26 protein-coding genes and 1 pseudogene are annotated in these 23,127 nt (G+C 67.3%); 16 read left to right on the top strand and 11 right to left on the bottom strand.

The window, feature by feature from the left end; translation table 11 throughout:
• Positions 1-133 precede the first annotated feature (133 nt).
• Positions 134-1,297, top strand: coding sequence for an LLM class flavin-dependent oxidoreductase (locus OCU_RS37635; protein ID WP_009956988.1), 1,164 nt, complete (start codon positions 134-136; stop codon positions 1,295-1,297).
• A gap of 59 nt (positions 1,298-1,356) precedes the next feature.
• On the opposite strand, the gene OCU_RS37630 is transcribed toward OCU_RS37635, so the two are convergent.
• Complete coding sequence (locus tag OCU_RS37630; RefSeq protein ID WP_008256767.1) at positions 1,357-1,824, bottom strand: SRPBCC family protein; 468 nt, start codon at positions 1,822-1,824, stop codon at positions 1,357-1,359.
• A 199-nt stretch (positions 1,825-2,023) separates the two neighbouring features.
• On the opposite strand from OCU_RS37630, the gene OCU_RS37625 reads away from it, so the two are divergent.
• From OCU_RS37625 to OCU_RS37615, 3 genes and pseudogenes are all read left to right on the top strand, one after another.
• Entirely contained in the window at positions 2,024-3,868 is a 1,845-nt protein-coding gene (locus OCU_RS37625) for a fatty acyl-AMP ligase (RefSeq protein WP_009956986.1), read from the top strand.
• Positions 3,869-3,932: 64 nt separating this feature from the next.
• Positions 3,933-5,125, top strand: a pseudogene (locus OCU_RS37620) (serine hydrolase domain-containing protein).
• Positions 5,126-5,259: 134 nt separating this feature from the next.
• Complete coding sequence (locus OCU_RS37615; RefSeq protein WP_014380143.1) at positions 5,260-5,937, top strand: hypothetical protein; 678 nt, start codon at positions 5,260-5,262, stop codon at positions 5,935-5,937.
• Positions 5,938-5,944: 7 nt separating this feature from the next.
• Here OCU_RS37615 and OCU_RS37610 read toward each other — a convergent pair whose 3' ends face one another.
• The gene (locus OCU_RS37610) at positions 5,945-6,715 is read right to left on the bottom strand and encodes an SDR family oxidoreductase (RefSeq protein ID WP_009954866.1); all 771 of its coding nucleotides are present in this window, start codon (positions 6,713-6,715) and stop codon (positions 5,945-5,947) included.
• A 59-nt stretch (positions 6,716-6,774) separates the two neighbouring features.
• Between OCU_RS37610 and OCU_RS37605 the strand changes: the two genes are divergently transcribed.
• Positions 6,775-7,251: a nuclear transport factor 2 family protein gene (locus OCU_RS37605; RefSeq protein ID WP_009954865.1), complete on the top strand. Its 477-nt coding sequence runs from the start codon at positions 6,775-6,777 to the stop codon at positions 7,249-7,251.
• A gap of 157 nt (positions 7,252-7,408) precedes the next feature.
• Here the strand turns inward: OCU_RS37605 and OCU_RS37600 are convergent, their stop codons facing one another.
• Positions 7,409-7,816 carry a tautomerase family protein gene (locus OCU_RS37600; RefSeq protein WP_009954863.1) on the bottom strand — a complete coding sequence of 136 codons (408 nt, stop codon included), beginning with the start codon at positions 7,814-7,816 and terminating at the stop codon, positions 7,409-7,411.
• Positions 7,817-7,965: 149 nt separating this feature from the next.
• Here OCU_RS37600 and OCU_RS37595 point away from each other — a divergent pair, with 149 nt between their 5' ends.
• Entirely contained in the window at positions 7,966-8,604 is a 639-nt protein-coding gene (locus OCU_RS37595; protein WP_009954862.1) for a winged helix-turn-helix transcriptional regulator, read from the top strand.
• Positions 8,605-8,629: 25 nt separating this feature from the next.
• Here the strand turns inward: OCU_RS37595 and OCU_RS37590 are convergent, their stop codons facing one another.
• Together OCU_RS37590 and OCU_RS37585 are read right to left on the bottom strand one after the other, a co-directional pair.
• The gene (locus OCU_RS37590; RefSeq protein WP_009954861.1) at positions 8,630-9,373 is read right to left on the bottom strand and encodes a DJ-1/PfpI family protein; all 744 of its coding nucleotides are present in this window, start codon (positions 9,371-9,373) and stop codon (positions 8,630-8,632) included.
• An 18-nt stretch (positions 9,374-9,391) separates the two neighbouring features.
• Positions 9,392-10,342 carry a GlxA family transcriptional regulator gene (locus OCU_RS37585; protein ID WP_009954860.1) on the bottom strand — a complete coding sequence of 317 codons (951 nt, stop codon included), beginning with the start codon at positions 10,340-10,342 and terminating at the stop codon, positions 9,392-9,394.
• A 121-nt stretch (positions 10,343-10,463) separates the two neighbouring features.
• Between OCU_RS37585 and tpx the strand changes: the two genes are divergently transcribed.
• Entirely contained in the window at positions 10,464-10,958 is a 495-nt protein-coding gene (tpx, locus tag OCU_RS37580; RefSeq protein WP_009954859.1) for a thiol peroxidase, read from the top strand.
• Between the two features lie 12 nt (positions 10,959-10,970).
• Here tpx and OCU_RS37575 read toward each other — a convergent pair whose 3' ends face one another.
• Both OCU_RS37575 and OCU_RS37570 read right to left on the bottom strand, forming a co-directional pair.
• Positions 10,971-11,942, bottom strand: a complete 972-nt coding sequence (locus OCU_RS37575) for an NAD(P)H-dependent flavin oxidoreductase (RefSeq protein WP_009954858.1) — start codon at positions 11,940-11,942, stop codon at positions 10,971-10,973.
• Positions 11,939-12,319 carry an NYN domain-containing protein gene (locus OCU_RS37570; RefSeq protein ID WP_009954856.1) on the bottom strand — a complete coding sequence of 127 codons (381 nt, stop codon included), beginning with the start codon at positions 12,317-12,319 and terminating at the stop codon, positions 11,939-11,941. The genes OCU_RS37575 and OCU_RS37570 overlap by 4 nt, the downstream gene beginning before the upstream one ends.
• Before the next feature lie 77 nt (positions 12,320-12,396).
• On the opposite strand from OCU_RS37570, the gene OCU_RS37565 reads away from it, so the two are divergent.
• From OCU_RS37565 to OCU_RS37540, 6 genes are all read left to right on the top strand, one after another.
• On the top strand, positions 12,397-13,581 hold the full coding sequence (locus OCU_RS37565; RefSeq protein ID WP_009954855.1) for an acyl-CoA dehydrogenase family protein: 1,185 nt from the start codon (positions 12,397-12,399) through the stop codon (positions 13,579-13,581).
• Between the two features lie 62 nt (positions 13,582-13,643).
• Positions 13,644-14,546 carry an NAD-dependent epimerase/dehydratase family protein gene (locus tag OCU_RS37560; RefSeq protein ID WP_009954854.1) on the top strand — a complete coding sequence of 301 codons (903 nt, stop codon included), beginning with the start codon at positions 13,644-13,646 and terminating at the stop codon, positions 14,544-14,546.
• A 19-nt stretch (positions 14,547-14,565) separates the two neighbouring features.
• The gene (locus tag OCU_RS37555) at positions 14,566-15,018 is read left to right on the top strand and encodes a helix-turn-helix transcriptional regulator (protein ID WP_009954852.1); all 453 of its coding nucleotides are present in this window, start codon (positions 14,566-14,568) and stop codon (positions 15,016-15,018) included.
• 4 nt (positions 15,019-15,022) lie between these two features.
• Entirely contained in the window at positions 15,023-15,433 is a 411-nt protein-coding gene (locus OCU_RS37550) for a VOC family protein (RefSeq protein WP_009954851.1), read from the top strand.
• A gap of 111 nt (positions 15,434-15,544) precedes the next feature.
• Positions 15,545-16,999, top strand: coding sequence for an aldehyde dehydrogenase family protein (locus OCU_RS37545; protein ID WP_009954849.1), 1,455 nt, complete (start codon positions 15,545-15,547; stop codon positions 16,997-16,999).
• Between the two features lie 154 nt (positions 17,000-17,153).
• Complete coding sequence (locus tag OCU_RS37540; protein WP_009954848.1) at positions 17,154-17,999, top strand: class I SAM-dependent methyltransferase; 846 nt, start codon at positions 17,154-17,156, stop codon at positions 17,997-17,999.
• A gap of 10 nt (positions 18,000-18,009) precedes the next feature.
• On the opposite strand, the gene OCU_RS37535 is transcribed toward OCU_RS37540, so the two are convergent.
• Positions 18,010-18,858 (bottom strand): glycoside hydrolase family 16 protein, encoded by an 849-nt coding sequence (locus OCU_RS37535; protein WP_009954847.1) that lies wholly within the window; start codon positions 18,856-18,858, stop codon positions 18,010-18,012.
• Positions 18,859-19,111: 253 nt separating this feature from the next.
• Here OCU_RS37535 and OCU_RS51080 point away from each other — a divergent pair, with 253 nt between their 5' ends.
• Positions 19,112-19,318 (top strand): hypothetical protein, encoded by a 207-nt coding sequence (locus tag OCU_RS51080; protein WP_131810880.1) that lies wholly within the window; start codon positions 19,112-19,114, stop codon positions 19,316-19,318.
• A gap of 327 nt (positions 19,319-19,645) precedes the next feature.
• Here the strand turns inward: OCU_RS51080 and OCU_RS37530 are convergent, their stop codons facing one another.
• The gene (locus OCU_RS37530) at positions 19,646-19,945 is read right to left on the bottom strand and encodes a PE family protein (RefSeq protein ID WP_009954846.1); all 300 of its coding nucleotides are present in this window, start codon (positions 19,943-19,945) and stop codon (positions 19,646-19,648) included.
• A 678-nt stretch (positions 19,946-20,623) separates the two neighbouring features.
• On the opposite strand from OCU_RS37530, the gene OCU_RS37525 reads away from it, so the two are divergent.
• Positions 20,624-20,812 carry a hypothetical protein gene (locus tag OCU_RS37525; protein ID WP_009954845.1) on the top strand — a complete coding sequence of 63 codons (189 nt, stop codon included), beginning with the start codon at positions 20,624-20,626 and terminating at the stop codon, positions 20,810-20,812.
• 36 nt (positions 20,813-20,848) lie between these two features.
• On the opposite strand, the gene OCU_RS37520 is transcribed toward OCU_RS37525, so the two are convergent.
• Together OCU_RS37520 and OCU_RS37515 are read right to left on the bottom strand one after the other, a co-directional pair.
• Complete coding sequence (locus tag OCU_RS37520) at positions 20,849-21,490, bottom strand: carboxymuconolactone decarboxylase family protein (RefSeq protein ID WP_009954843.1); 642 nt, start codon at positions 21,488-21,490, stop codon at positions 20,849-20,851.
• A 158-nt stretch (positions 21,491-21,648) separates the two neighbouring features.
• The gene (locus OCU_RS37515) at positions 21,649-22,344 is read right to left on the bottom strand and encodes a cutinase family protein (protein WP_201358504.1); all 696 of its coding nucleotides are present in this window, start codon (positions 22,342-22,344) and stop codon (positions 21,649-21,651) included.
• Positions 22,345-22,463: 119 nt separating this feature from the next.
• On the opposite strand from OCU_RS37515, the gene OCU_RS37510 reads away from it, so the two are divergent.
• Positions 22,464-23,126, top strand: a complete 663-nt coding sequence (locus OCU_RS37510; RefSeq protein ID WP_008256687.1) for a class I SAM-dependent methyltransferase — start codon at positions 22,464-22,466, stop codon at positions 23,124-23,126.
• Position 23,127 lies beyond the last annotated feature (1 nt).

Below are 23,127 nucleotides of genomic sequence, written 5' to 3'. Positions count from 1 at the left end.
TCCCAGACTTGTTTCGCTAGCCGGTGGGGCCATGGTTACCTGGCCCCACCGACTGATAACTCTCGGGTTTTTTCTGGCTTCCCGCAGCGCCCGTTGAGCTATGGTTCGGGGGACTCGACTGCAAAGGGATCCCATGGGCAAGCTCAGGTTTGGATACTTCATCGCCCCCTTTCATCGCGCGGGCACCAATCCGACGCTGGCCCTGCAGCGTGATCTCGCGTTCATCGAGCATCTCGACGCCCTTGGCTTTGACGAAGTCTGGTTGGGCGAGCACCATTCCGCCGGAAGCGAAATCATCAGCTCCCCGGAGATTTTCATCGCCGCCGCCGCCGAACGTGCAAAGCGAATCCGGTTCGGCACCGGGGTGATTTCGCTCTCGTATCACAATCCGCTGTGGGTCGCGGATCGGCTGATGCTGCTGGACCATCTCACCCACGGCCGCATCATCGGCGGTGTCGGGCCGGGCTCGCTGCCCAGCGACTCGTCGATGATCGGACTCACCCCCACCGACACGCGCGAGTTGCTGGAAACGAACCTCGACATCGTCGTGCGGCTGCTGGCGGGGGAGACGGTCAGCGCCAAAACGGCAACCCATCAGCTGTTCGACGCCAGGTTGCAGCTCGCCCCGTACTCCGATGGCGGGATCCCGCTGTCGGTCGCCGCGGTCGCGTCGCCGACGGGGGCGCGGCTGGCCGGCAAGCACGGCATCGGGCTGCTGTCCATCGGGGCGACGCTGACCGTCGAGGGCTTCAACGCGCTGTCGTACCACTGGGACATCGTCGAGGAGCGCGCGGCGACCTTCGGCGCGCAGGTCGATCGCCGCAACTGGAGCCTGGTCGGCCTGTTCCATCTCGCCGAGACAGAAAAGCAGGCCCGCGAAGAGGTCAAGTTCGGCATCGAGCCGTGGTTCCGGTACTTCCAGAAGGTGGCCGCGTTCCCGCAGATGACGATGCCGGGAGAACAGCTCGACGAGATGATCGACGTCATCAACGACAACGGCGCGGGCGTGATCGGCACGCCCGAGCGGGCGCGCGAGCAGGTGCAAAGGCTGTGGGATCAGTCCGGCGGGTTCGGTTGCATGCTGCAGATGGGTCACGAGTGGGCGAATCCGGCCGCCACCAGGCGATCCGCCGAATTGTTCGCCGCCGAAGTGATGCCGCACTTTCAGGGCCAGGCTCAGCCGACGCTGGACGCGGCGGCGCGCGCCGGGCAGGCGCGGGAGAGCCTCGCGCAGTCGCAGCTCGATGCGGTCGCGCACATGACCAAGAAGTATCAGGACGAGGTCGAGTCCAAGTAACGGCTTACCGACCCAACCGCCACGCGAGTGTGCTTCGCGGACCGCATATTTCGCGCTGACTAACGCCCGGCGTTCGACTCGCGCTCGGCCGCCTTCACCAAGCGGCCGGAGAAGAACCGCACCGCCCCGCCCATCGCGGCGCGCATCACCGGGCCGGTTCCGCGAACGCCCTCGGTGAATGAGCCGGTCCAGCGGATGTCCGTGCCGCCGGCCGCATTCGGCGTGAAGACCACCTCGCCGGCGTAGTCCTTGGCCGGGGTAGGCGGCCCCACCAGCTTGTAGGCGTGGCGGCGGTCCGGTTCGTACGCGACGGTCTCCTCCTGCACGAAGACGGGCCACATGCCCACCTTGCGGATCGCCCCGACCCCGCCCGGTGCGGGATCGCCCTCGCGGGCCCAACTCGAGCGCAACACGATCGGCTTGGCCCATTGCGACCAGTTGGCGCCATCAGCGACGAGCCGAAACAGCGTCTCGGCGGGTGCGCTGCTGGTACGGGTGATTTCGAAGGAGAACTTCCGGCCCGACATGACAACTCCTGGTGATAGCAAACCCTACGGCCTTCGATGGCCCTGGACGCCGCTCGCCGGTAGGCTACCGCCCGCCCGACCAGGACCCGGCCACGGGGCCACCTACACCTCACGGAATGAGCGAATGCGGCCGCCGCTCTTGGCGTTTCCCGATTCGTCGGCGTAGGGCCCGCCTGATCGGCTTGCCTAGACTGGCGGCATGGATCACGGTTCCCGGCGCGACGCCGGTGTCCCCGGGCTGCTCCGAATCGAGGACTGCCTGGACGGCGACGGGGGTATCGCGCTGCCACCCGGCGTCAACCTGATATCCCTGATCGACCGCAACATCGCCAACGTCGGTGACGCCGTCGCCTATCGCTACCTCGATTACAGCGGCTCGGGGGATGGCAAGGCCGACGAGGTGACCTGGACCCAGTTCGGTGTCCGGCTGGAAGCCATCGGCGCGCGCATCCAGCAAGTCGCGAGCCGTGGCGAGCGCGTCGCGGTCCTCGCGCCGCAGGGCATCGACTACGTCGCCGGGTTCTACGCGGCCGTCAAGGCCGGAGCCATCGCGGTCCCGCTGTTCGCCCCGGAATTGCCCGGGCACGCCGAGCGCCTGGATACCGCGTTGCGCGACTCGGAGCCCACGGTCCTGCTCACGACCACCGCCGCGCACGGCGCGGTCGCGAAATTCCTGGCCGACCACCCCCACCTGGGCCGGGCGGAAGTGATCGCCATCGACCAGATCCCCGATTCGGCCGGCGAGTCGTTCGAGGCGACCGAGCTCGGCATGGACGACGTGTCGCACCTGCAGTACACGTCGGGATCCACCCGGCCGCCGGTCGGCGTGGAGATCACCCACCGCGCCGTCGGCACCAACCTGGTGCAGATGATCCTGTCGATCGACCTCTTGGACCGAAACACCCACGGCGTCAGCTGGTTACCGCTCTACCACGACATGGGTTTGTCGATGATCGGCTTTCCCGCCGTCTACGGCGGCCATTCCACGCTGATGTCTCCGGCCGCGTTCGTGCGCCGGCCATTGCGGTGGATCCAGGCGCTGTCCGACGGCTCGCGGCAGGGCAACGTCGTCACCGCCGCGCCGAACTTCGCCTACGAGTGGGCGGCACAGCGCGGCCTGCCCACCGGCGGCGAGGACATCGATCTGCGCAACGTGGTGATGATCATCGGCTCCGAACCGGTCAGCATCGACGCGATCAGGACCTTCAACAAGGCGTTCGCGCCATACGGGTTGCCCCGCACTGCGTTCAAACCGTCCTACGGCATCGCCGAGGGGACGCTGCTCGTCGCGACCATCGCCCCAACGGCGGAAGCGACGGCGGTGTACTTCGACCGCGAACAACTGGGCGCCGGGCACGCGGTCCGCGTTCCCGCGGACGCTCCCAACGCCGTCGCTCAGGTGTCCTGTGGCCAGGTGGCACGTAGCGAATGGGCCGTGATCGTCGACCCCGGCAACGCAGCCGAATTGCCCGAAGGTCAGGTGGGCGAAATCTGGTTGCAGGGCAACAACATTGGTCGCGGATACTGGGGCCTGCCCGAGGCGACTCGGCTGGCGTTCGGCGCCGAACTGCGATCGCGACTGACCGACGGCAGCCATGCCCACGGCGCCGATCTCCAACGCTCGTGGTTGCGCACCGGCGATCTGGGCGTGTACCTCGACGGCGAGCTGTACGTGACGGGGCGGATGGCGGACCTCATCACGATCGAGGGCCGCAACCACTATCCGCACGACATCGAGGCCACCGTCGCCGAGGCGTCCCCGATGATTCGGCGCGGATACGTGACGGCGTTTTCCGTACCGGCCGAAAACAACCCGGGCACCGACCGGCTCGTCGTCGTCGCCGAACGTGCCGCCGGCACCAGCCGTCAGGACCCACAGCCGGCGATCGAGGCGATCCACGAGGCGGTCTCGCGGCGACACGGCCTGACGGTCTCGGACGTGCGCCTGCTGCCGGCCGGCGCCATCCCGCGGACCACCAGCGGCAAACTGGCCCGTCGGGCATGCCGCGCTGAATACCTCGGCTGCGGCCTAAGCGCCCACTGACCGGGGCGCCCAAACCGGCCCCGCGTGCGCACCCGGCTGGCTAATCTCCACTCGGAGGCGCCAGATGGTTCTCAAGATGACGGTGTCGCCGGACTTGATCGGCGGCGACGTGGATGCCGGCTACGGCAAGGTGGCCGACGCTTTCCGCGCGACTCTTCGCGGCGGCGCGGAAGTCGGCGCGGCCGTCGCCGTCTACCGCGACGGCGCCAAGGTGGTCGACCTGTGGGGCGGGTACCGGAACGGACTGACCAAGGATCCGTGGCGGCCCGACACGATGGTGAACATGTTCTCCACGACCAAAGGGGTGGCCGCCCTCGTCGTGGCGGTGGCGGTGTCCCGCGGACTCATCTCCTATGACGCCAAGGTCGCCGATTACTGGCCGGAATTCGCCCAATCGGGAAAGGCGGATGTCACGGTCCGCCAACTGCTGGGACATCAGGCCGGACTGTGTGCGCTCAAACCGAAGCCGACGCTGGCCGACGTGGCCGACCCGGAGCGGCTGTCGCCGATCCTGGCCGCCCAGACACCGGCGTGGCGACCGGGCACCCGGCACGGATACCACGCGATCACGCTGGGCTGGTACGAATCCGAATTGATCCGCCACAGCGACCCCGCCGGCCGCACCCTGGGCCGATTCCTGGCCGACGAGATCGTCACGCCGTCAGGACTCGACCTGCACATCGGCCTGCCGGACTCGGTCGACCGCACGCGAGTCGCCCACGTCCACAATTGGGTGCGCGCGGAAACACTTCTGCACCTGGGCGTGATGCCCCCCGGGTTCGTCGGCGCCTCACTCAATCCCGTCGGCCTGACGGCACGCACCGTCGGGGTCCCACGGGGGGTCAACGCGTTCAACGGCGACTACAACCGCGACGACGTCCGGGCGGTCGAGATCCCGTCGGTCAACGGCATCGGAACCGCCAGATCGGTGGCGCGCGTGTACGGCAGCGCCGCCGCCGGAGGCGCCGAGGTGGCGCTGAGCGCCGCCACGCTCGAGTCCCTGGCGGCGCCGGCGATCTCGCCGAGTCAGGGCGTGCGCGACAAGGTGATGCACGTAGACGTGGCGTATTCGCTCGGCTTCTGTAAGCCGGTGCCGCACTTCACGTTCGGTTCATCGGATGTGCGGACCCCGACACGGGCATCGGCTTCGCCTACGTCATGAACCGGCTCGGGTTTCACCTGTGGAGCGACCCCCGTGAACTCGCGTTGCGGCAGGCGTTGTTTCGCGATGTGCTCGGGGCGCGCCCACAGAGTTGACCGGATTCGTGCGGCGTCGAGTGTGGGTCCCAGGGACGCGAACCGCACCGGATTCGTCCGTAGTCCCCACGCTCGGCGGCGGGTGCGCCCGCAGAGTGACCGAACACCGACCGTCCTGATGGCATCCTGGCCATGTGGGCTTGCTATTCCGGTTGGCGGAGCTGCTGATCGTGATCCTGCCGCTGACGGGCGCGATCGTGGCCGCAGCGCGCGCGTTCGGCGCCTACCGGCGGCGCGCCGACGAGCAGCCGCGGGAAGCCGACCGGGCGCCACTGCCCGACGCGCCCGCCGGCGGGGCCGCCGCCAACAACCACGCGGCCCGGTGGCGCGCGATCCGGCGCGTCCTCGACGAGCACAACCGCACCGATGATCGTTGGCTCGAGTACGAACTCGACGTCGCCAAGCTGCTGGACTTTCCGCTCATGACCGACATGCGCGATGCGCTGACGGTCGCGTTCCACAAGGCCAAACTCCGCGCCGACTTCCTGCGGCCCGCCAAGGCCGAAGATCTGCTCGACGATCGGGAAGCCGCCGCCCAATACATGGCAGCCGTCGAGGATTACGCGACCGCGTTCAACGCCGCGGAGGCCGAAGCGATGCGCCGACGCCGCAACGATTTCTCCCAGGCGGATCAGCAACGGATTGCCCGCGCCCAGAGTCTGCTTCGGGTGGCCGCCGACCCCGCGGCGGCGGCGCACGAACGTCAGCGCGCCTACGAGGTTGCCCGCAGCGAACTCGACGGCATTTTGGTGCTGCCGTCCACTGCGCAGGCGAAGATCGAACGCGGGATCTCCGGCGAGATCGAGCGGTGACGAAGCGCTACGGGCAGCTGTATCCGCCGTCGATCACGAGGTCCGAACCGGTCATGTAGCTGGACGCCTCGCTGGCCAGGTACAGGTAGAGGCCGGTGAGTTCCTCGGGCCGGCCGATGCGGCCGAGCGGAATCTTGGGCTCCCACAGGCGGTGATACTCCTCGAGGGGCTCGACGAGCTCGGTGAGGATGTAGCCGGGGCTGACGCTGTTGACCCGAATGTTGTGGGGCGCGAATTCGACTGCCATCGCCTTGGTCAGGTGGATGACGGCCGCCTTGGAGGCGCAGTAGTGGCCGACCTGCTGCGGGACGTTGATGATGTGGCCGGACATCGAGGCGGTGGTGATGATGGCGCCACCGTGTCCCTGGCGGACCATCGCCCGGGCCGCCGCCTGGGCGGTGAGAAAGACTCCGGTCACGTTGGTGTCCTGGATGCGCTGGAACTCCTCCGGCGACATCTCCAGCATCGGCGTGACGGCGATGATCCCGGCGTTGCACACGGCGACGTCGATGCCGCCCAACTCCGCGGTCACCCGGTCCACCATGGTGCCCACCTGGTCCGGTTGGGTCACGTCGCAACGGATCGGCACCACGTTGCCCTCCCCGGCTGCGGCCAGCTCGGCGGCGACGCGTTGCAAGGCTTCGAAATTCCGTGCCGCAAGGGCCACCTGGGCGCCGGCTTGCAGATACGCCTGGGCCACCTTCTTGCCGATGCCGCTCGACGCCCCGGTCACCAACGCGCGCTTGCCGCGCAAGTCGAACAGGTCCCACACGTTCATTCGATAACCCTATTCGCAACGGGCAACCCGAAACCGAAACACGTTCTAGTGTGTCCGCTATGGGCAAATTCACCAGGGCAGAAATCGACAAAGCCGTCGAGAACTACACCAAGGTCGTCGAGGGGTGCAGCGCGTCGGGCGACTGGCGTCCCTTCGCGGATCTGTTCACCGAAGACGTCGTCTACACCGAGCATCACTACGGCGTCTTCCACGGGCGCGAGGCGGTCCGGGACTGGATCGTCGCGGTGATGGCGCCGTTTCCGCACATGCGCTTTCCCAACGACTGGATCGCCCACGATGAGGACAACGACGCCGTCGTCGTCATGATCAAGAACCTGCTGGACCATCCCACCGATCCGGACGGCGAACCGTTCTGGTTCCCCAACTGGACCCGGCTGGTCTATGCCGGGAACGGCCTGTTCTCCAGCGAGGAGGACATCTACAACCCGGACCGTGATGCGCCCGGTGTCGTCGCGGCATGGATGCAGGCCGGCGGGCAGCTCGCCACGACCGAGATCCTGCAGCCCAACGCCTAGGCGTCGCCGGCCACAAGCTGCAAGGCGTGCTGCGCGCCAAAGCATTTCGAAAAGCTGACGCCGACCGGCGTCCCCGCGCACCGTACCGGCTTGGACCAGAGCACCGCGTCTGCACCCCGGTCCAAGCCGATCGGCGAGTCCGCTGCCGTGCGGGATCTCAGCGGTTCAGCGCGGCGACCGCTTCAACGATTTCCGGCTTGTCGGATTGAAGGCTGCCCCTCCAGCCGACGTCGCGTAACGGGTAGTGATTGATCAACACGAGAACTTCGTCGATGTTGGCGATCCCGTCGTAGGCCGCGCCGACGGCCGACTCGATCTTTTGCACCAACTTCCTCTTGGCGTCGAGGTTCGCCAGTTCGGGCGCTTCCAAGGAAACCACCGGTCGGATCGGCTCGGCTCGCACGCGACCATCTTGGGACACGTTGTCAGCCGAGTACTCCCGCAGCCATCCGCGGGTATCGGGGATGGGATAGGCCTCATCGAGCGCATCGGTGATCTCCTTCAGCATTTTTTGCTTGGCGTTCGGTGGCGCACCGATCGGTGCGTCAACGGTGAATACGGGCATGACTCTCTCTCCTTGATGGTCGTCCGAGTGGACACGTTCGATGCTAATCCGACTACTTGGAATTTCCAAGTATGAACTTGGGTAATCCAATTAGCACTGGTAGACTGCCGTTCATGGCAGGGAAACGCAGGTACGACACCGGGTGCGCGGTGGCCCACGCGCTGGATTTGGTCGGTGAGCGTTGGGCGTTGTTGGTGGTTCGCGAGCTGCTGCTCGGCCCAAAACGTTTCACGGATCTGCTGGCCGGCTTGCCCGGCGCCAGTCCGGACATGCTTACCCAGCGATTGCGCGAGCTCACCGACGCGCAAGTCGTGCTCCGGCGTCGGCTCAACCCGCCCAGCGCGTCCTGGGTCTACGAATTGACGCCGTGGGGGGCCGAATTGGCGCCGACCGTGCTCGGGCTGGCCCGCTGGGCCAGCCGCTCACCGTCCATGCCTTACGACGCTCCGCTGAGCGTCGACTCCCTGATGCTTTCCCTGACAGCCCTTTTCGACCGACGAGCCGCAGCCGGATTGGACGCGACAATCGCAATCCATCTGAGCGGTCAACCCTTTCGGCTCCGCATCACCGGCGGCGAGCTCAGCCTCACGCGCGGCGAGGACGATCACCCGGACGCCACCCTGGTAACTGATCAGGCCACGCTCCTGTCGCTGCTCCGCACCGACAATGGGCTCGACGGGATGGTCGAGGACGGGTCGCTACGCATCGTCGGCGACCGCGCCGTCGTGGAGAGGTTCCGGCGCCTGTTTCCCTTGCCGGCTCCTGTCGAACCTGCGCCTGACGCGTGAAGCTCACGGCGCGCAGTCGGCGGTGCTAGGCGGGGAAACGAACCGGCTGGCGCCTGCGCCGCCGCGACCGGACCCTACCCAGCGCCTGCTCCCAGGCCAGCAACGTCGTGGCCTTGACGTTGGCGGGCTTCACGCTGTCCTTGGACAGCAGCGCCGTCGCCGCGGCCTTCGTGGTCGCAGACGCCTTCGACATGTGGCCCGAGTCGAACGGCGGCTGCGGGTCGTATTCGAGCGCGAGTTGGATTGCCTTGGCGCGGTTTTCGCCACCGATCTGTCCGGCCAGCCACAGCGCGAGGTCGAGGCCGGCGGACACACCCGCGCTGGTGACGATGTCGTCCTGGTGCACGATCCGTTCGTCGGCCACGGGGATGGCGCCGAAGGCCTTCAGCGCGGGAATCGTCAGCCAGTGCGACGTCGCCCGCCGCCCGTCGAGCAGGCCCGCGGCGGCCAGGATGACCGAGCCCGAGCACACCGACGCCGTCCAGCGTGCGGTGCGGTGCGCGCGGCGCAGCCAGTCGAGCAGCGCGTCATCGCGGGCATGGACCGGGGTCGAGGGACCTCCGGGGACGAGAATCACGTCGGGAGAGGGTGTTTCGGCCAGGGTGTGCGTGGCGCCGATGACCAGCACGCCGGAGTCGGCGGTGATCGGTCCGGCCTCGTGCCAGACGAACCGCACCTGCGCGCCCGGCAGGTTGCGCAGCACCTCGTAGGGGCCGATCATGTCCAGCGCGGTGAATCCTGGGTAGGCCACGAAGGCGATTTGGGTCATGAGTGTCGTCCTTTCCGGCTAAGCGAAGGCCTTGCGGTACTGGTCGGGCGAAATGCCCACGCGGCGAAGGAAATTGCGGCGCATCGTCTCCGCGGTTCCGAAGCCGCATCGGGCGGCGATTGCGACGACGGTGTCGTCGGTCTCCTCCAACTGCCGGCGCGCGGCCTCGGTGCGGATGCGCTCGACGTACTGGCCGGGCGCCTCGCCGATTTCGGCGGTGAACACCCGGGTGAAGTGGCGCGGGCTCATCGCCGCCCGGCGGGCCAGGTCGTCGACGCTGTGCGAACCGCCCGGCTCGGCCTCGATGGTCTCCTGCACCTCGCGGATCGAGTCGCGGCGGGCCCGCGGCATCCACACCGGCGCCGCGAACTGCGTCTGCCCGCCGGGGCGGCGCAGATGCAGCACGAGCCAACGAGCCACCGTCTGCGCGACCTCGGTGCCGTGGTCCTCCTCGATCAGCGCGAGCGCAAGGTCGATGCCCGCCGTGACGCCCGCCGCGGTCCACACGGTCTCGGAGCTCCGGACGAAGATCGGGTCGGCGTCGACCTCGATGGCGGGGAACTCGCTCGCCAACCGCTCGGCGAAGGCCCAGTGGGTGGTCACCCGCTGCCCGTCCAGCAGCCCCGCCTGGGCGGCCAGGAACGCGCCGGTGCACACCGTCACCATGCGCCGGGCATGTCCGGCGACGGCCTTGACCCAGGCGACGAGCTCGGCATCGGCGCGCGCCGCGTCGATGCCGCCGCCTCCGGGCAGCACGACCGTGTCGATCGAGTCGCCCGGGTCCGGCAACGGCGCCGCGACGAAGGCCAGCCCGGTAGCCGTCGACACTGGTTGGCCGTCGACCGAGGCGACGGTGACGTCGTAGCTGCCGCCCGTCAACAGCGACGCGGTCGTGAAGACGTCATGAGGCCCGATCACATCGAGCGCCTGCACGCCGGGATAACCGGCGATCACCACCTTGCGAGGCATGAACCCAGTGTTGGACACGCGACGGCCTGGCGTCTACGCCATGCACCCCACCAATTAGGACACGCGGGCCTGCGCCCACCCTGCCCCATCGCGCTCGCGGCAGTGTTGGCAGACTGTGCGCATGGCACAGATAACGTTGCGTGGAAACCCGATCAACACAGTCGGCGAGCTGCCCCCCGTCGGATCCAAAGCCCCGGGCTTCAGCCTGACGGGCGGCGATCTGGCCCCGGTCAGCAGCGAGCAGTTCGGCGGTAAGCCCGTGGTGCTCAACATCTTTCCGTCCGTGGACACCCCGGTCTGCGCGACCAGTGTGCGGACATTCAACGAGCGCGCCGCCGGGGGCGGGGCGACCGTCGTGAACGTCTCGAAGGATCTGCCGTTCGCGCAGGCGCGATTCTGTGGCGCCGAGGGCATCGAGAACGTCAAGACCGCGTCGGCGTTCCGGGACAGCTTCGGCGAGGACTACGGCGTCACCATCGCCGACGGCCCGATGGCGGGGCTGCTCGCGCGGGCCATCGTGGTGATCGGCGCCGACGGCAACGTCGCCTACACCGAACTGGTGCCCGAGATCGCGCAGGAGCCCAACTACGACGCGGCGCTGGCCGCGGCGGGCTGATCTCGCGGCACGCTAGGCGCGCGCCTCGCCGCCGACCGTCCCGAGGCGGTCGGCGGTGGCGGCGAGCACCTCGCGGCAGCCTTTCCACATCTGATCGATGATGTCGGCGGCCGGGGGCAGGTCGTCGATACGACCCGCCACCTGGCCGGTATTGGCGACGCTGGCGTCCAGGTCGCCGTCGAAATAGAGCCGCTGCACGCGTTGCAGCGCCGCGGCGCCCTCGCCGGCAGACGTCGCGGCGTCCAGCCGCTCGGCCGCGGGCGTGCGGATGACGCGCATCATCCGTTTGCCGTCGAGGGGGAGCATTACCGTGCCCGTCTCGTCGGCGTCGACGACCGCTTGCTTGAGATTGCCGTGCACCGGCGAATCCGCCGAGGCGAGTAACCGCGTGCCCATCTGCACCGCTTCGGCGCCCAGGACGAAAGCGGCCGCCATCGACCGGGCGTCGCAGATCCCGCCGGCGGCCACGATCGGAACGTCGACGTGGGCCGCCACCAAGGGCAGCAGCACCATGGTGGAGGCGCCGAAGCGGTTCTTGAAGCCGCCGCCCTCGACGCCTTCGACCACGAGCCCGTCCACGCCGGCGTCGACGGCCTTGCGGGCCGCGGCCAACGTGCCCACCACGTGGAAGACCGTGATGCCCGCGTCGTGCAGCCGATCGGTGAACAGCGAGGGGTCCCCGGCCGAGGTGGTCACGAACCGAATGTCGTTGGCGACAAGTAAATCCAGCATGGCGGGATCACGGTTGAACAGCAGCGCGATGTTGGCGCCCACGGCGCCGTCGGTCAGGTCGCGCACGCGCCGCAGGTCGGCTCGGCCTTGATCCGAGGTGGTCTCGATGATGCCGAGGCCCCCGGCGTTCGACACCGCCGCGGCCAGCTGGGCGCCGGCGATGTAGGTCATCGGGGCCTGCATGATCGGGATGTCGATGCGCGCGAGCGCGCAGACCCGGTTGGGTACGGGGCCCGGCGCGCCGGCGGTCATCGGTCCCGCGGATCGACAAGGTCGCGAAAGCTTTCCGACCGATGGACGGACGCCCCCAGGCTTCGCACCCGCTCGGTCAGCGCGCGGTCGGATGTCACCACCCGAATGTCGCGCGGCGCGGCGTCGGCCGCGACCAGCCGGACGATCTCGTCGTCGGCCGAGTTCGCGGCCGCCCTGGGGGCGTGGGCAATCTCGACCGCCGACGACGCGATCACCCTCGACGGCGGTCGCTCAAAAACCACTGTCACCGTTTCTCCTTGACTCGAGGCCCATCGATCCAGGCGCTCCACCAATGCGACCATCGCACCCTCGCGGTCCTTCCACCAACCGTCGGGGCGGCTTCCGATCACATTCATGCCGTCGACGATCCAGCGCACAACCCACACCGTAAACGACGTGCCGCGACGGCCGATTTTCGTTCTCAAAGCCATGGCCGGTTGATACGGTCACCCCCATGACGTCGATCGCCGACACCGAAGACCGGGTCGTCTCGCTCGCGCGCGGCATGCGCGAGCTGGTGGCTGCCCAGGCCCCCGAATCCGAACGCATGCGCACCCTGACTCCGGCGATCGTCGACGAGATGTGGGCCAGCGGGCTGATGTCGGCGTTCAACCCCGTCGCCGCCGGCGGCGTCGAGCCGTCTTTCACCGAGATGATCGAGACCTGGATCGAAATGGCTTGGCAGGACGGGTCGTTCGGCTGGGTGGGGATCGCCAATCTGCCGTCGTCCTTCGCCGCCGCCGCATACCTGCCGGACGAGGGCTTCGCCGAGGTGTTCACCGCCCACGACAACCGCGTCACCATGGGCGGTCAATTCTTTCCCAACGGACAGGGAACCGCCGTCGACGGCGGCTACGCCGTCACCGGGGCGTGGAACTTCGGTTCGGGAATCGGGCACTCGCACTACGTTGCCGCCGGATTCCTGCCGATGGACAACGGCGAGATGCGCTGGATCAGTGAAGGTTTCCCCGAGATGCGGGTCGCCGTCATTCCCCGCTCCGAGATCAGCTTCGACGACGGCTGGTATGTCCAGGGGCTCAAGGGAACCGGGTCCTACGACTACAGCGCCACCGACGTGTTCGTCCCGGCAGGCCGCACGTTCGAACTGTTCACCCGGCGGCCGCACCGGGGATCGTCGCCGGCCTCCCGGATGGGCCTGATGCCCGTCACCGCGGCCGGGCACGCGTCGTGGGCCCTGGGCGTCGCCAAGAGCATGCTCGACGACGTTCAGGAGCTGGCCGCGACGAAATTCCGGATGAGTGACATGGCGTCGCTGGCCAGCCGCCCGACCTTCCAGAAGGGGCTGGCGCATCACCGCGCGGCCTGGCGTGCGGCCCGGCTGCTGGTGCTCGACGCGTTCACCACCGCCGAGGCGGCGGTGGCCTCGGGGGAGGAGCTGACACCGGCCCTGCGCGCCGACATGCGGGTGGCCGCCGTCTTCGCCACCGACACCGCCCGAAGCTGCGCCGAGTGGGCCCATCTCGTCGCCGGGACCACCTCGATCCGGGAGGGCAGCCGGCTCGAGCGCGCCTTCCGTGACATCTACACCGGAACCCAGCACGCCTTCATCAGCGAGAAGGTGGCCATCGACGCCGCGCAGATATGGCTGGGCATCATCGACGACCAGCCCGGGCTGTGATCCGCCGGCGAACGTTGACGGATCCACTGACGGCCCAACGGCTCCTCGCTAGCATTGCGCCCATGCGCGGCTCGAAGATCCTGATCACCGGTCCAACCGGTCAAATCGCGACCCCCATCGCCCGGGCGCTCGCGGCCGACAACGAAGTGTGGGGGATCGCCCGCTTCACCGATCCCACCGCGCGACAAGGCCTCGAGGCGGCCGGAATTCGATGCGAGACAGTGAATTTGGCCGCCGGCGACTTCAACGGTATCCCAAAGGATTTCGATTACGTCCTCAACTTGGCGGTGGCCAAGAGCGGCAGCTGGGACAAGGATCTGGCGGCCAACGCCGAGTCGGTGGGCCTGCTCATGGCCCACTGCCGCGAGGCGAAGGCCTTTTTGCATTGTTCGTCGGCCGCCGTCTACGACCCCCCGGACGACGACCCCCGCAGCGAGCGCTCCGCCCTGGGGGACAACCACAAGTCGGTGTTTCCCACCTATTCCATCTCCAAAATCGCCGGGGAGGTGGTCGCCCGTTCGGTGGCCCGTGTCATCGGACTGCCCACCACGATCGCCCGGCTCAACGTCCCCTACGGCGACAACGGCGGGTGGCCGTTCTACCACATGGAGATGATGCTGGCCGGCATCCCGATCCCCGTGCCGCCCGGCGAACCCGCCCGCTACAACCCGATTCACGAGGACGACATCATCGCCACCATCCCCAAGCTGCTTCAGGTCGCGTCGGTCCCGGCCACCACCGTCAACTGGTGCGGTGACCAGGCCGTCAGCCTGCAGGAGTGGTGTGACTATCTCGGCTCGCTGGTCGGCAAAGCGCCGATCTTCGAGCCCAGCGACCAAGCGCTACGCGGCAACCCCACCACCGTCGACAGGATGCACGAGCTCATCGGCGGCACCACGGTCGACTGGCGGGAGGGAATTCGCCGCATGGCGGCCAAGTTCCACCCGGAACTTGTCGGCGTCTAACCGATTGCGGTAGCCCGGAGTGACCGGCAGAGCGGACGCGACGGCGCAGCGGCTGCGGACCCTTGTTCTGTTGCGCCGCGTCCGGGACCGAATCGACCGCGACTACACGCAGCCGTTGAACGTCGAAGCGCTGGCCCGTGACGCGCACATGTCCGCCGGCCACCTCAGCCGCGAATTCCGTTCTGCCTACGGCGAATCGCCGTACTCCTACTTGATGACGCGACGCATCGAGCGCGCGATGGCACTGCTTCGCCGCGGCGACCTGAGCGTCACCGAGGTCTGCTTCGCGGTCGGCTGCTCGTCATTGGGCACCTTCAGTAGCCGGTTCACCGAATTGGTGGGTGTACCACCCAGCACTTATCGCCGGCAGTCAACCGATGCGCTGGCCGGCATACCGCCATGCGTGGCCAAACAGGTGTCGAGACCGATCAGGAATCGAGAAGCAGCCGCCGGCGGACCGGACCTAGCCTGACCGCATGAACATCACCATTCACTCGAGCTTCCTTCCCCATGACGATCCGGAAGCGTCACTCGCCTTCTATCGCGACGTTCTCGGCTTCGAAGTCCGCCTCGACGTCGGCAAGGGCGCGATGCGCTGGATCACGGTCGGCCCGCCGAACCAGCCGGACACCTCCATCGTCTTGAACCCCCCGGCCGCCAACCCGGGCCTCACCGACGACGAGCGCCGCACCATCGCCGAGATGATGGCCAAGGGCAGCTACGCCACACTGTTGCTGGCCACCAAGGATTTGGACGGCACCTTCGAACAGCTCCAGGGCAATGACGTCGAGATCGTCCAGGAGCCCACCGACCAGCCGTACGGCCTTCGCGACTGCGCCGTGCGCGATCCCGCGGGCAACCTCATTCGTATCCAAGAACTGCGCTGAGCCCATCCGCCTGCGAATGCTTGACCAGCCGTGTGCAGAATGCTAAGCAAGTGCTCAGCACTGAGCGCATTCGGCGCTGGTTGCGACGACTGGCAAGACGAAAGGGATCAGATGACGGTGCAGGCGGTACTGGACGACCTTCGAAAGCGACCCGGAACGGGTGACGTCATCACGGTCATCGATCCCGCGACCGAGGAGACGATCACCGAGTTCACCGACTGCGGGCAGGAAGCGGTCAACGAGGCCGCCGCGCGGGCGAAGGCGTCGTTCGAGTCGGGTGTCTGGTCCGACCTTCCCGGCCGCGAGCGGGCCAAGATCTTGTGGCGGATTGGGGATTTGATCGACGAACACGCCGAAGAGTTCGCCCAACTCGACTCCCTGAACACGGGAATGCCCTTGATGCAGGCCCAGTTACAGATGTCCACCTGTTCGGAGTTCTTCCGCTACTACGCCGGTTGGTGTTCGAAGATCAACGGCGTCGCCTACGACGTCAAGACCGACGGCATCGCGACCGACAACTACGTCAACATGCACGCCTACACGCTCAAAGAGCCGTACAGCGTGGTGGGGCTGATCTTCCCGTGGAACGGCCCGATCTTCAACGCCAGCGCGAAACTCGCGCCGGCCCTGGCCGCGGGCGGCAGCCTGCTCGTCAAGCCCGCCGAGGAGACGCCGCTGTCGGCGCTGTTGTTGGACAGGCTCATCCACGAGGCCGGCGTTCCCGAGGGCGTCGTCAACCTGCTGACCGGTTACGGCCACACCGCGGGCGCCGCGATCACCGCGCACCCCGACGTCGAGAAGGTCGCCTTCACCGGTTCGACCGAGGTCGGTAAGGAGATCGTGCGTGCCTCGGCGGACAACCTGAAGAAGGTCACGCTCGAACTCGGCGGGAAATCGCCGGTGCTGATCTTCGACGACGCCAACCTGGACAACGCCATCATGATGGCGTCGCTGGGCATCTTCGTGCACTCCGGCCAGGGCTGCGTGTGCGGGTCGCGCATCTTCGCCCAGCGCGGGGTCTACGACCGGGTCGTGGAAGGCATTGCGATGATGGCGAATTCGTTCAAGCTGGGCGCCCCGAGCGAAGAGGGCTGCGTCAGTGGCCCGCTGATCAGTCAGAAGCAGCTGAACCGGGTGATGGGATTCATCGACGAAGGCAAGAAGGACGGCGTGGAAGTGGTCACCGGGGGCCACCGCCTGGACCGCAAGGGCTACTTCGTCCACCCGACGGTGCTGACCAACGTGGACCCGGGCATGCGCCTGTACCAGCAGGAGATCTTCGGGCCGGTGGTCACCATCCTGCCGTTCGACGACGAGGACGAGGCCGTGGCCCTGGCCAACGACACCACCTACGGCCTGGCGGCCACCGCGTGGACGGAGAACCTCGGCCGGGCCCACCGCATCATGAGGCGGCTGCAGGCCGGCAGCGTTCAGGTCAATTGCCAGTTGGTCTTCGACCACGATGTGCCCTTCGGCGGCTACAAGCAGTCCGGCTGGGGCCACGAGTTCGGCAAAGAGGGCCTGGAGATCTACCTGAAGACGAAGTCGGTCTGGGCGCAGCTGTAGATCCCGGTCGGACCCCGCCGCGGGCAATCCGACGTGCGAGAGTGCAACTGCCGACACGCTTTCCGAGAGAGACCGTCGGAGTCGCACTCTCGCGCGAAAGCCGCGCGGGCGGGGCCGGTCAGTAGGGCGGCAACGAGGTGCTATAACGCAACGTATGTCTGGCCCCGCGCACGCGATCACCCATGTTTCGGACACGGCCCGGTGGACGGCATTGCACCGGGCCACCGAATCGGCGCGCCCCGACGCGTTGTTCAGCGACCCGCTCGCCGGACTCCTGGCCGGTGACCACGGCCGCGCGATCGTCGACAACGTGCCCCGCACGACCCGCAATGGCTGGTGGCTGGTCGCGCGGACCAAGATCATCGACGACGCCATCGCCGACGCGATCGCCGACGGATGCGACCGGGTGCTGAATCTGGCCGCCGGGCTGGACACCAGGCCGTACCGGCTGGACCTTCCCCCCGACTTCGTCTGGGTGGAAGCGGATCTGCCGAAGCTGCTCGCCGAAAAGACGCAGGTGCTCGCCGAGCAGGTGCCGCGCTGCCGGTTGACGCGAACCGCCGTCGATCTCGCCGACCCTCAGGCCCGCGACGCCTTCCTGAACGAGGCGCTCGACGGCGCAACCAAGGCGCTGGTGCTGACCGAGGGCCTGCTGATGTATCTGGACGACGCTGACGTGACCGCCCTTTCCGCGGCGATCACGCGGCCCGAGGTCCACTGGTGGATGCTCGACTTCGCCGGGCCCGGTTTGAAGAAGATGATGAACAAGAAGATGGCGGGCATGTTGCAGAACGCGCCGTTCAAGTTCGCACCCGAGAACGGGCTGGCCTACTTCGAAAACCTCGGCTGGCGCACCGTCGACGTGCAAGCGCTGTATGTGGCCGCCCACCGCATGCGTCGCCTACCTCTGGTGATGCGCCCGCTCGCGTGGCTGCCGCAGCCGGATCCCCGCCGTCCGGGTGGCCGGGCCTGGAGCGCGACCGCCCTGCTGACGCACTGAGCGCGCCCGTCTACCAGACGCGGATCCAGTCGATGAGCATGTCGGCGGGGTAGGTGCCGGGGCCGGGGTCACCGCCACCCGAGCCGGCCACCGCCAGGTTGAACACCGGATAGGCCGTGTAACCCGCCCCGTTGAACGGCCAATCGGGCAGGGCACTGGCCGGCACGTCGAAGTAGGGTTGCGCGCCGTCGGCGTAGTCCTTCCAGAACCGGATGCCGGCCTCGTCCCACTGGCATCGCCAGGTGTGCCATGCGCTGTCCACCGCGATGTTGTGGGTCTTCCACTCGCCCCCGTTGGCCTTGGCGTGGACGGTGGTGGCCGAGGGCCAGTTGCCGTTGCCGTACCACTCCATGACATCGATCTCGCCCTGGTCGTCGTTGCCCAGCCAGTAGGCGGGCCAGGCGCCCGCGGTCAGGCAGTTCAGCTTGATCCGGGCTTCCCAGGTGTGGCCGACCCCGCCGCGCCAGGTGCTCTGAACCTTGCCGCTGTAGTAGGTGGGTCCGTCCTTGGCGGCGCGCAGGACCAGATTGGACTTGCCGTCCAGGAACACGTTCCGGCGATCATCGCGGTACTGGCCGATGTTCTCGGGTCGCTCCCAATAGGTCGGGTCCTTGATCGTCTCGCGGGCTTTCGCCACCACCCACTTGGACGCATCGGGTGCAGAACCGACAGGGCCGTCGAATTCGTCGGCGAATATGTAGGTCCCGGACTGGCCGCTGGGCGCGGCGGGCGCCGGTATCCGACCGGCGGGTTCATCCCGTCCGGCCGGGGAGGCCCAGGTTTTCGGGGCCGGCAGCGCGGCTGCCAGCACCCCGATTCCGGTTGTCAAAATCATGCGGCGGCGATCGATCTCCGGCATAAGCAAGGGACCCTAGCAGCCGGCCGTGCACGACGGTAAACGGGAATTGTCGGAGCCTGCCGCTACGGTTCGAATCACGGTCGGCCGAGCGCGGGCCGGCGGCACGGCAGGGGCACCCGGACGAGATTTGGGAATTCACGGTCAATTCTCATCTAGGGGGATGGTTTGGTCTCAGGATTCGGCGGGCATTCTGGGATCACGATCCAATAACCACTGTCCTTGCTTTGCGGGTGGTCTGAGAGGAGTGACGATCGTGGCGAATACCCAAGAAGGCACGGTTATTTTCCTTCAGTCCCACCCGGTATGGGCCGCCGCCCAACGTCGTGAACGCGAACGTAGCGAGGCGATGCGTCGCCATCCTTCGTTTCGGACCCGTCAGCGCGCAGCGGTCTCGGGCAATGCGGTTATTCCCTTGATCCGCAATTTCAAGGCCTACTCGAGCACAAACACCCCGGCCTGATCTCTTTCGGGTTCGCTGGGTGCCTGGCCATCACGCGCACCCCACGCGGCTGCCCATAGCCCGGCGCAGATACGTCCGTGGGCGGCGGCGACGTAGTCCAGCGCCATCACACTCTTATCCTCGACCGCTTGGCCGCCGCGGCCGCGGACACCAAACCTTTCACGAATGTCGTCACGTAAACAATGGCGTTGTCGATCATCGTGTATTGCGAGGTATAGTCGTGGGATTGATTTGAGGGTAGTTTGGCACTCGCCAATGCGTTTTGCGCGCCCCTGTTACCGAATTCTCTTGGCCGCCGCGACGGCAGATCCCCGGACGCCCGAACGCTCACTCCGCCGACGACGTGTTGGCCGCCTCGATCGCCGCATAAGAGCCGGCGCTGGCGGCCAGCATCACCACCATCAGGTCTTGGATCGCGGCCGCGCGCGCACTCAGTTCCTGAAACCGTTGAGCATGAGCCGCAAATCGCACCGCGGTCAACATTGAAACCTCATCTGCCGCGGCCGGAACGACCGCGACCGTCGGGGCCGCCGCGGCGGTGTTCTCAGCTTTGAGTGCCGCGCCGATCGATTGCAGGTTTGCGGCCGCGGCCGACAGCTTGTCTGGAGCAGAAGATGCGGACGACATCTGACTTCCCTTCAGTGGACTGGACCCCCGGACGAACACACCGACGTGTCCGGTTGCCCCGAGACGGTATTTATCGCGAAGCGACACGTTCAACGCATCCGCTGCCGTGAAAAAGGGCTGAACTTTGCCTTTCGTACACGCTCTCATTGATTTTAATTGGCCCGCCTATGGTTCGATAAACTCAACGACGGGAGCTCTGAATTTGCTATGGAAATATATGTTCACGACGCGAAAACATATACTGTCGCTGAACATATGTGTCCTATTTGAATAGTTGTTCAGACATTGACGCCGCGCGACTTTGGAGGGTTCGTCGACCTAAGCGGGGCGGCGGCCACACCCCGCGGTCGCGGTATTTACACGCATCCCCAGAGCTACTACCGTTTGTAGTAGTCGCTAGTTGGGAGAAGCCGATGTCCGGCAACTGGGATGCGGTGACAACACAGCGTCCGATACCAACGGCGACGATCGGGTTCGTCGCCGCCTTTGCAGTGCACGCGATCGACCATTTCCGGCGCGGGATGTCGGCATCGCCGCCGGCGGTCATGGTCGGCGGAACGATCCGGGGCCTGATCGTGGTAATCGCCCTCGCGCTGATATTGCGCGGCCACCCCCTGGGCGTCCCGGGTCGCGATCGTCGTCGGATTCGGCAGCGCGACCCTGTTCGTCTACGCGCGCGTGCTGCCCACGTTTCTTCCCGGCCACCAGGACAGCTTCACCGCGGGACCGCGAATCAATGTCACCTGGTTCTCCTGGCTGTCCGCCGTCGGTGAGATCGGGACCGGGCTGATCCTCGGCGTCGTGGGTCTGCGAGCGCGGCGCCGGGCGGCCGTCGAGCCGCCCGACCACCCCCGCGCAATCGCCTAGGCCCGCAAGCGGCGACCGGGTCTCCCACCGCGATAGTCAGTCATCCGGCGACGTGGCGGCACCGATGTCGAGCACACCGCCGCCTTCCGGATCGACTACCTCGACCGTCGGGTCCTCGACGTCGTCAAATTCCAGCCGCAAGGCCCGAGACATGATCGCGTGCATCACGTACATGGTTGTGGTGTAGGTGAACTCGAGGATCTCGGTGTCGCTGAAGATTTCCCGCAGTTGGGTCATCAGCCGCTCCGGAACCCGGCCATGCTGTCCCGCAAGGCAATCCGTGTAGGCCAGGAGCAGCCGCTCGGTCTGGTCGAAGCAGTCGGCGGTCTGCCAGGACGGTATGGCAGCGATCTTCTCCTCGGATAAACCCGCCGATCGGCACGCTTTGCAGTGTTGCGAGAAGACGAACTGGCTCCCGACCACCCAGCCCGCGCGGATCTGGCCCAGTTCGCGGTGGTCGGCGCGGATGGAAACCTCTTCGCGGTACAGGCGGAAGCCACGCACGGCGTGGCGCAGGGCGGCGGGGGATTGCGCCATCACCGTCCACCAGTTGCCGGGAGTGCCACCGATGGTGCCCGGCTCGGCCACCGGGTCGCGATCGCCGAACATGAAGTCATACATCTTCAGCGTGAATTCGTCGCTGACTTCGTCCCGTGGGATCGGCTTCAGACGCGGCATCGCGTCTCCTCTCAGCTGGCGGCACGAATCGGGCATACGCAGTCGGATCGATCTTAGGTTCCGCGCGGCGTCAACGTAGTTGGCAGCAACGACAGACGGCAAGAGCGGTCTGGCGTCTGGTCGGCGCGCCGAATCGGGTACCGCCCGGCGCGCCTGGCTCAGAGCTTGCCGGCGACGAAGTCGGCGGCCTGGTTGGCCATGCCCGCGTCGATGTACGCGCCGGCGAGATGCTGGGGCCAGTTCTGCTTCCACGTGTTCGGGTCGGCCGGGTTGCAGATCGGGTCGGCGCCGTGGCACAGCTCGATGGTCCGGTCGTTATAGGTCGGGTTGAAGTTGGTGATCGGACCCACCCACTGACTTCCGTTGCCGAACAACGCGACCGCGGCGATGTGCTGGTCGACGCCGGGCGGCAGGGGGCTGTCGAAACCGAACGCGCCGATGGGCGCCGCGAGCACGACGTCGGTGACCGCCGCGCCCAGCGAGTAGCCGCCCAGCACCAGCCGGGTGTCGGGGCAACTGTTGACCATGTCCTGGATGTGGTGGCTCATGTCGTTGGCGCCCTGCGCGACCTCGGTGTCGGCGGGGTATCGCACGGCATAGGCGTCGACGGTCCTGTTCACCTTGGATCGCAGCGCGCTGATGAACGCGTTGCCCAGCACGCCCGGTCCCGGCGATTCGTTGCGGCCGCGGGCGAACACGACCTGCACCGGCGCGCAGGCCGCGGCGGCCGATGGCGCCGCGAGCGGCGACGCGGGCGGAAGGGCCGCGGTGGCCAGCACCAGGGTGGCCGCGGTGGTCACCGCGGCAAGGCCGACGGCAGCGAATTTACGGATAGGCAAGGCGCGCACGCCCATGATGGTAAAGCGATCCCGCCGGGCCCGCTGGCCGGCCTGCACGCAGACCTCGCGTGATCGCTCAGCGCGAACATCGACCACGGTAACGGTGGCGCCGATCCAGGCGATAGGTTCAGCTGATGGATCACGTCGACGCGGGTGCGCCCGAGCGCTTGTTCGCCCTGGCCGAACGGGTACAGGGTTTCATGCCGGCCGACGAGGGGCGCGCGCTGTACGACGCCGCGCTGCGCTATCTCGGCGGCGGCACCGGCGTCGAGATCGGCACGTACTGCGGCAAATCCACCCTGTTGCTGGGCGCGGCGGCGCAGCAAACCGCGAGCGTGCTCTACACGATCGACCACCACCACGGCTCCGAGGAACATCAGGCGGGCTGGGAATTCCACGACGCCTCGCTGGTCGACGAGGTCACGGGCTTGTTCGACACCCTGCCGACGTTTCGCCGCACCCTCGACACCGCCCAGCTGGACGACCACGTCGTCACGATTGTCGGCAAGTCGCCACTGGTGGCGCGGGCATGGCGGGCGCCGCTGCAGTTCCTGTTCATCGACGGCGGCCACAGCGAGGACGCCGCCAACCAGGACTTCGACGGATGGGCCAAGTGGGTGGCCGCCGGTGGGGCGCTGGCCATCCACGACGTCTTTCCCGACCCCAAGGACGGTGGGCGGCCTCCGTACTACATCTACTGTCGCGCAATCGATTCCGGGAAGTTTCGGGAGGTGTCGGCCACCGGGTCGCTACGCGTGCTCGAACGCGTCAGAGGCCAGCCCGGGGAACCCATTTAGC

The organism is Mycobacterium intracellulare ATCC 13950 (assembly GCF_000277125.1).
GTDB lineage: Bacteria > Actinomycetota > Actinomycetes > Mycobacteriales > Mycobacteriaceae > Mycobacterium > Mycobacterium intracellulare.
The sequence above is the reverse complement of the archived record's forward strand: the minus strand, read 5'-3'. Positions and strand labels throughout refer to the sequence as shown.

Bases quoted from the DNA above. Each gene is read 5' to 3' on its own strand.
- OCU_RS37635 (WP_009956988.1), top strand. From the start codon at position 134: ATGGGCAAGCTCAGGTTTGGATACTTCATCGCCCCCTTTCATCGCGCG.
- OCU_RS37630 (WP_008256767.1), bottom strand. From the start codon at position 1,824: ATGTCGGGCCGGAAGTTCTCCTTCGAAATCACCCGTACCAGCAGCGCA.
- OCU_RS37625 (WP_009956986.1), top strand. From the start codon at position 2,024: ATGGATCACGGTTCCCGGCGCGACGCCGGTGTCCCCGGGCTGCTCCGA.
- OCU_RS37610 (WP_009954866.1), bottom strand. From the start codon at position 6,715: ATGAACGTGTGGGACCTGTTCGACTTGCGCGGCAAGCGCGCGTTGGTG.
- OCU_RS37605 (WP_009954865.1), top strand. From the start codon at position 6,775: ATGGGCAAATTCACCAGGGCAGAAATCGACAAAGCCGTCGAGAACTAC.
- OCU_RS37600 (WP_009954863.1), bottom strand. From the start codon at position 7,816: ATGCCCGTATTCACCGTTGACGCACCGATCGGTGCGCCACCGAACGCC.
- OCU_RS37590 (WP_009954861.1), bottom strand. From the start codon at position 9,373: ATGACCCAAATCGCCTTCGTGGCCTACCCAGGATTCACCGCGCTGGAC.
- OCU_RS37585 (WP_009954860.1), bottom strand. From the start codon at position 10,342: ATGCCTCGCAAGGTGGTGATCGCCGGTTATCCCGGCGTGCAGGCGCTC.
- tpx (WP_009954859.1), top strand. From the start codon at position 10,464: ATGGCACAGATAACGTTGCGTGGAAACCCGATCAACACAGTCGGCGAG.
- OCU_RS37575 (WP_009954858.1), bottom strand. From the start codon at position 11,942: ATGACCGCCGGCGCGCCGGGCCCCGTACCCAACCGGGTCTGCGCGCTC.
- OCU_RS37565 (WP_009954855.1), top strand. From the start codon at position 12,397: ATGACGTCGATCGCCGACACCGAAGACCGGGTCGTCTCGCTCGCGCGC.
- OCU_RS37560 (WP_009954854.1), top strand. From the start codon at position 13,644: ATGCGCGGCTCGAAGATCCTGATCACCGGTCCAACCGGTCAAATCGCG.
- OCU_RS37550 (WP_009954851.1), top strand. From the start codon at position 15,023: ATGAACATCACCATTCACTCGAGCTTCCTTCCCCATGACGATCCGGAA.
- OCU_RS37545 (WP_009954849.1), top strand. From the start codon at position 15,545: ATGACGGTGCAGGCGGTACTGGACGACCTTCGAAAGCGACCCGGAACG.
- OCU_RS37540 (WP_009954848.1), top strand. From the start codon at position 17,154: ATGTCTGGCCCCGCGCACGCGATCACCCATGTTTCGGACACGGCCCGG.
- OCU_RS37535 (WP_009954847.1), bottom strand. From the start codon at position 18,858: ATGCCGGAGATCGATCGCCGCCGCATGATTTTGACAACCGGAATCGGG.
- OCU_RS37530 (WP_009954846.1), bottom strand. From the start codon at position 19,945: ATGTCGTCCGCATCTTCTGCTCCAGACAAGCTGTCGGCCGCGGCCGCA.
- OCU_RS37520 (WP_009954843.1), bottom strand. From the start codon at position 21,490: ATGCCGCGTCTGAAGCCGATCCCACGGGACGAAGTCAGCGACGAATTC.
- OCU_RS37515 (WP_201358504.1), bottom strand. From the start codon at position 22,344: ATGGGCGTGCGCGCCTTGCCTATCCGTAAATTCGCTGCCGTCGGCCTT.
- OCU_RS37510 (WP_008256687.1), top strand. From the start codon at position 22,464: ATGGATCACGTCGACGCGGGTGCGCCCGAGCGCTTGTTCGCCCTGGCC.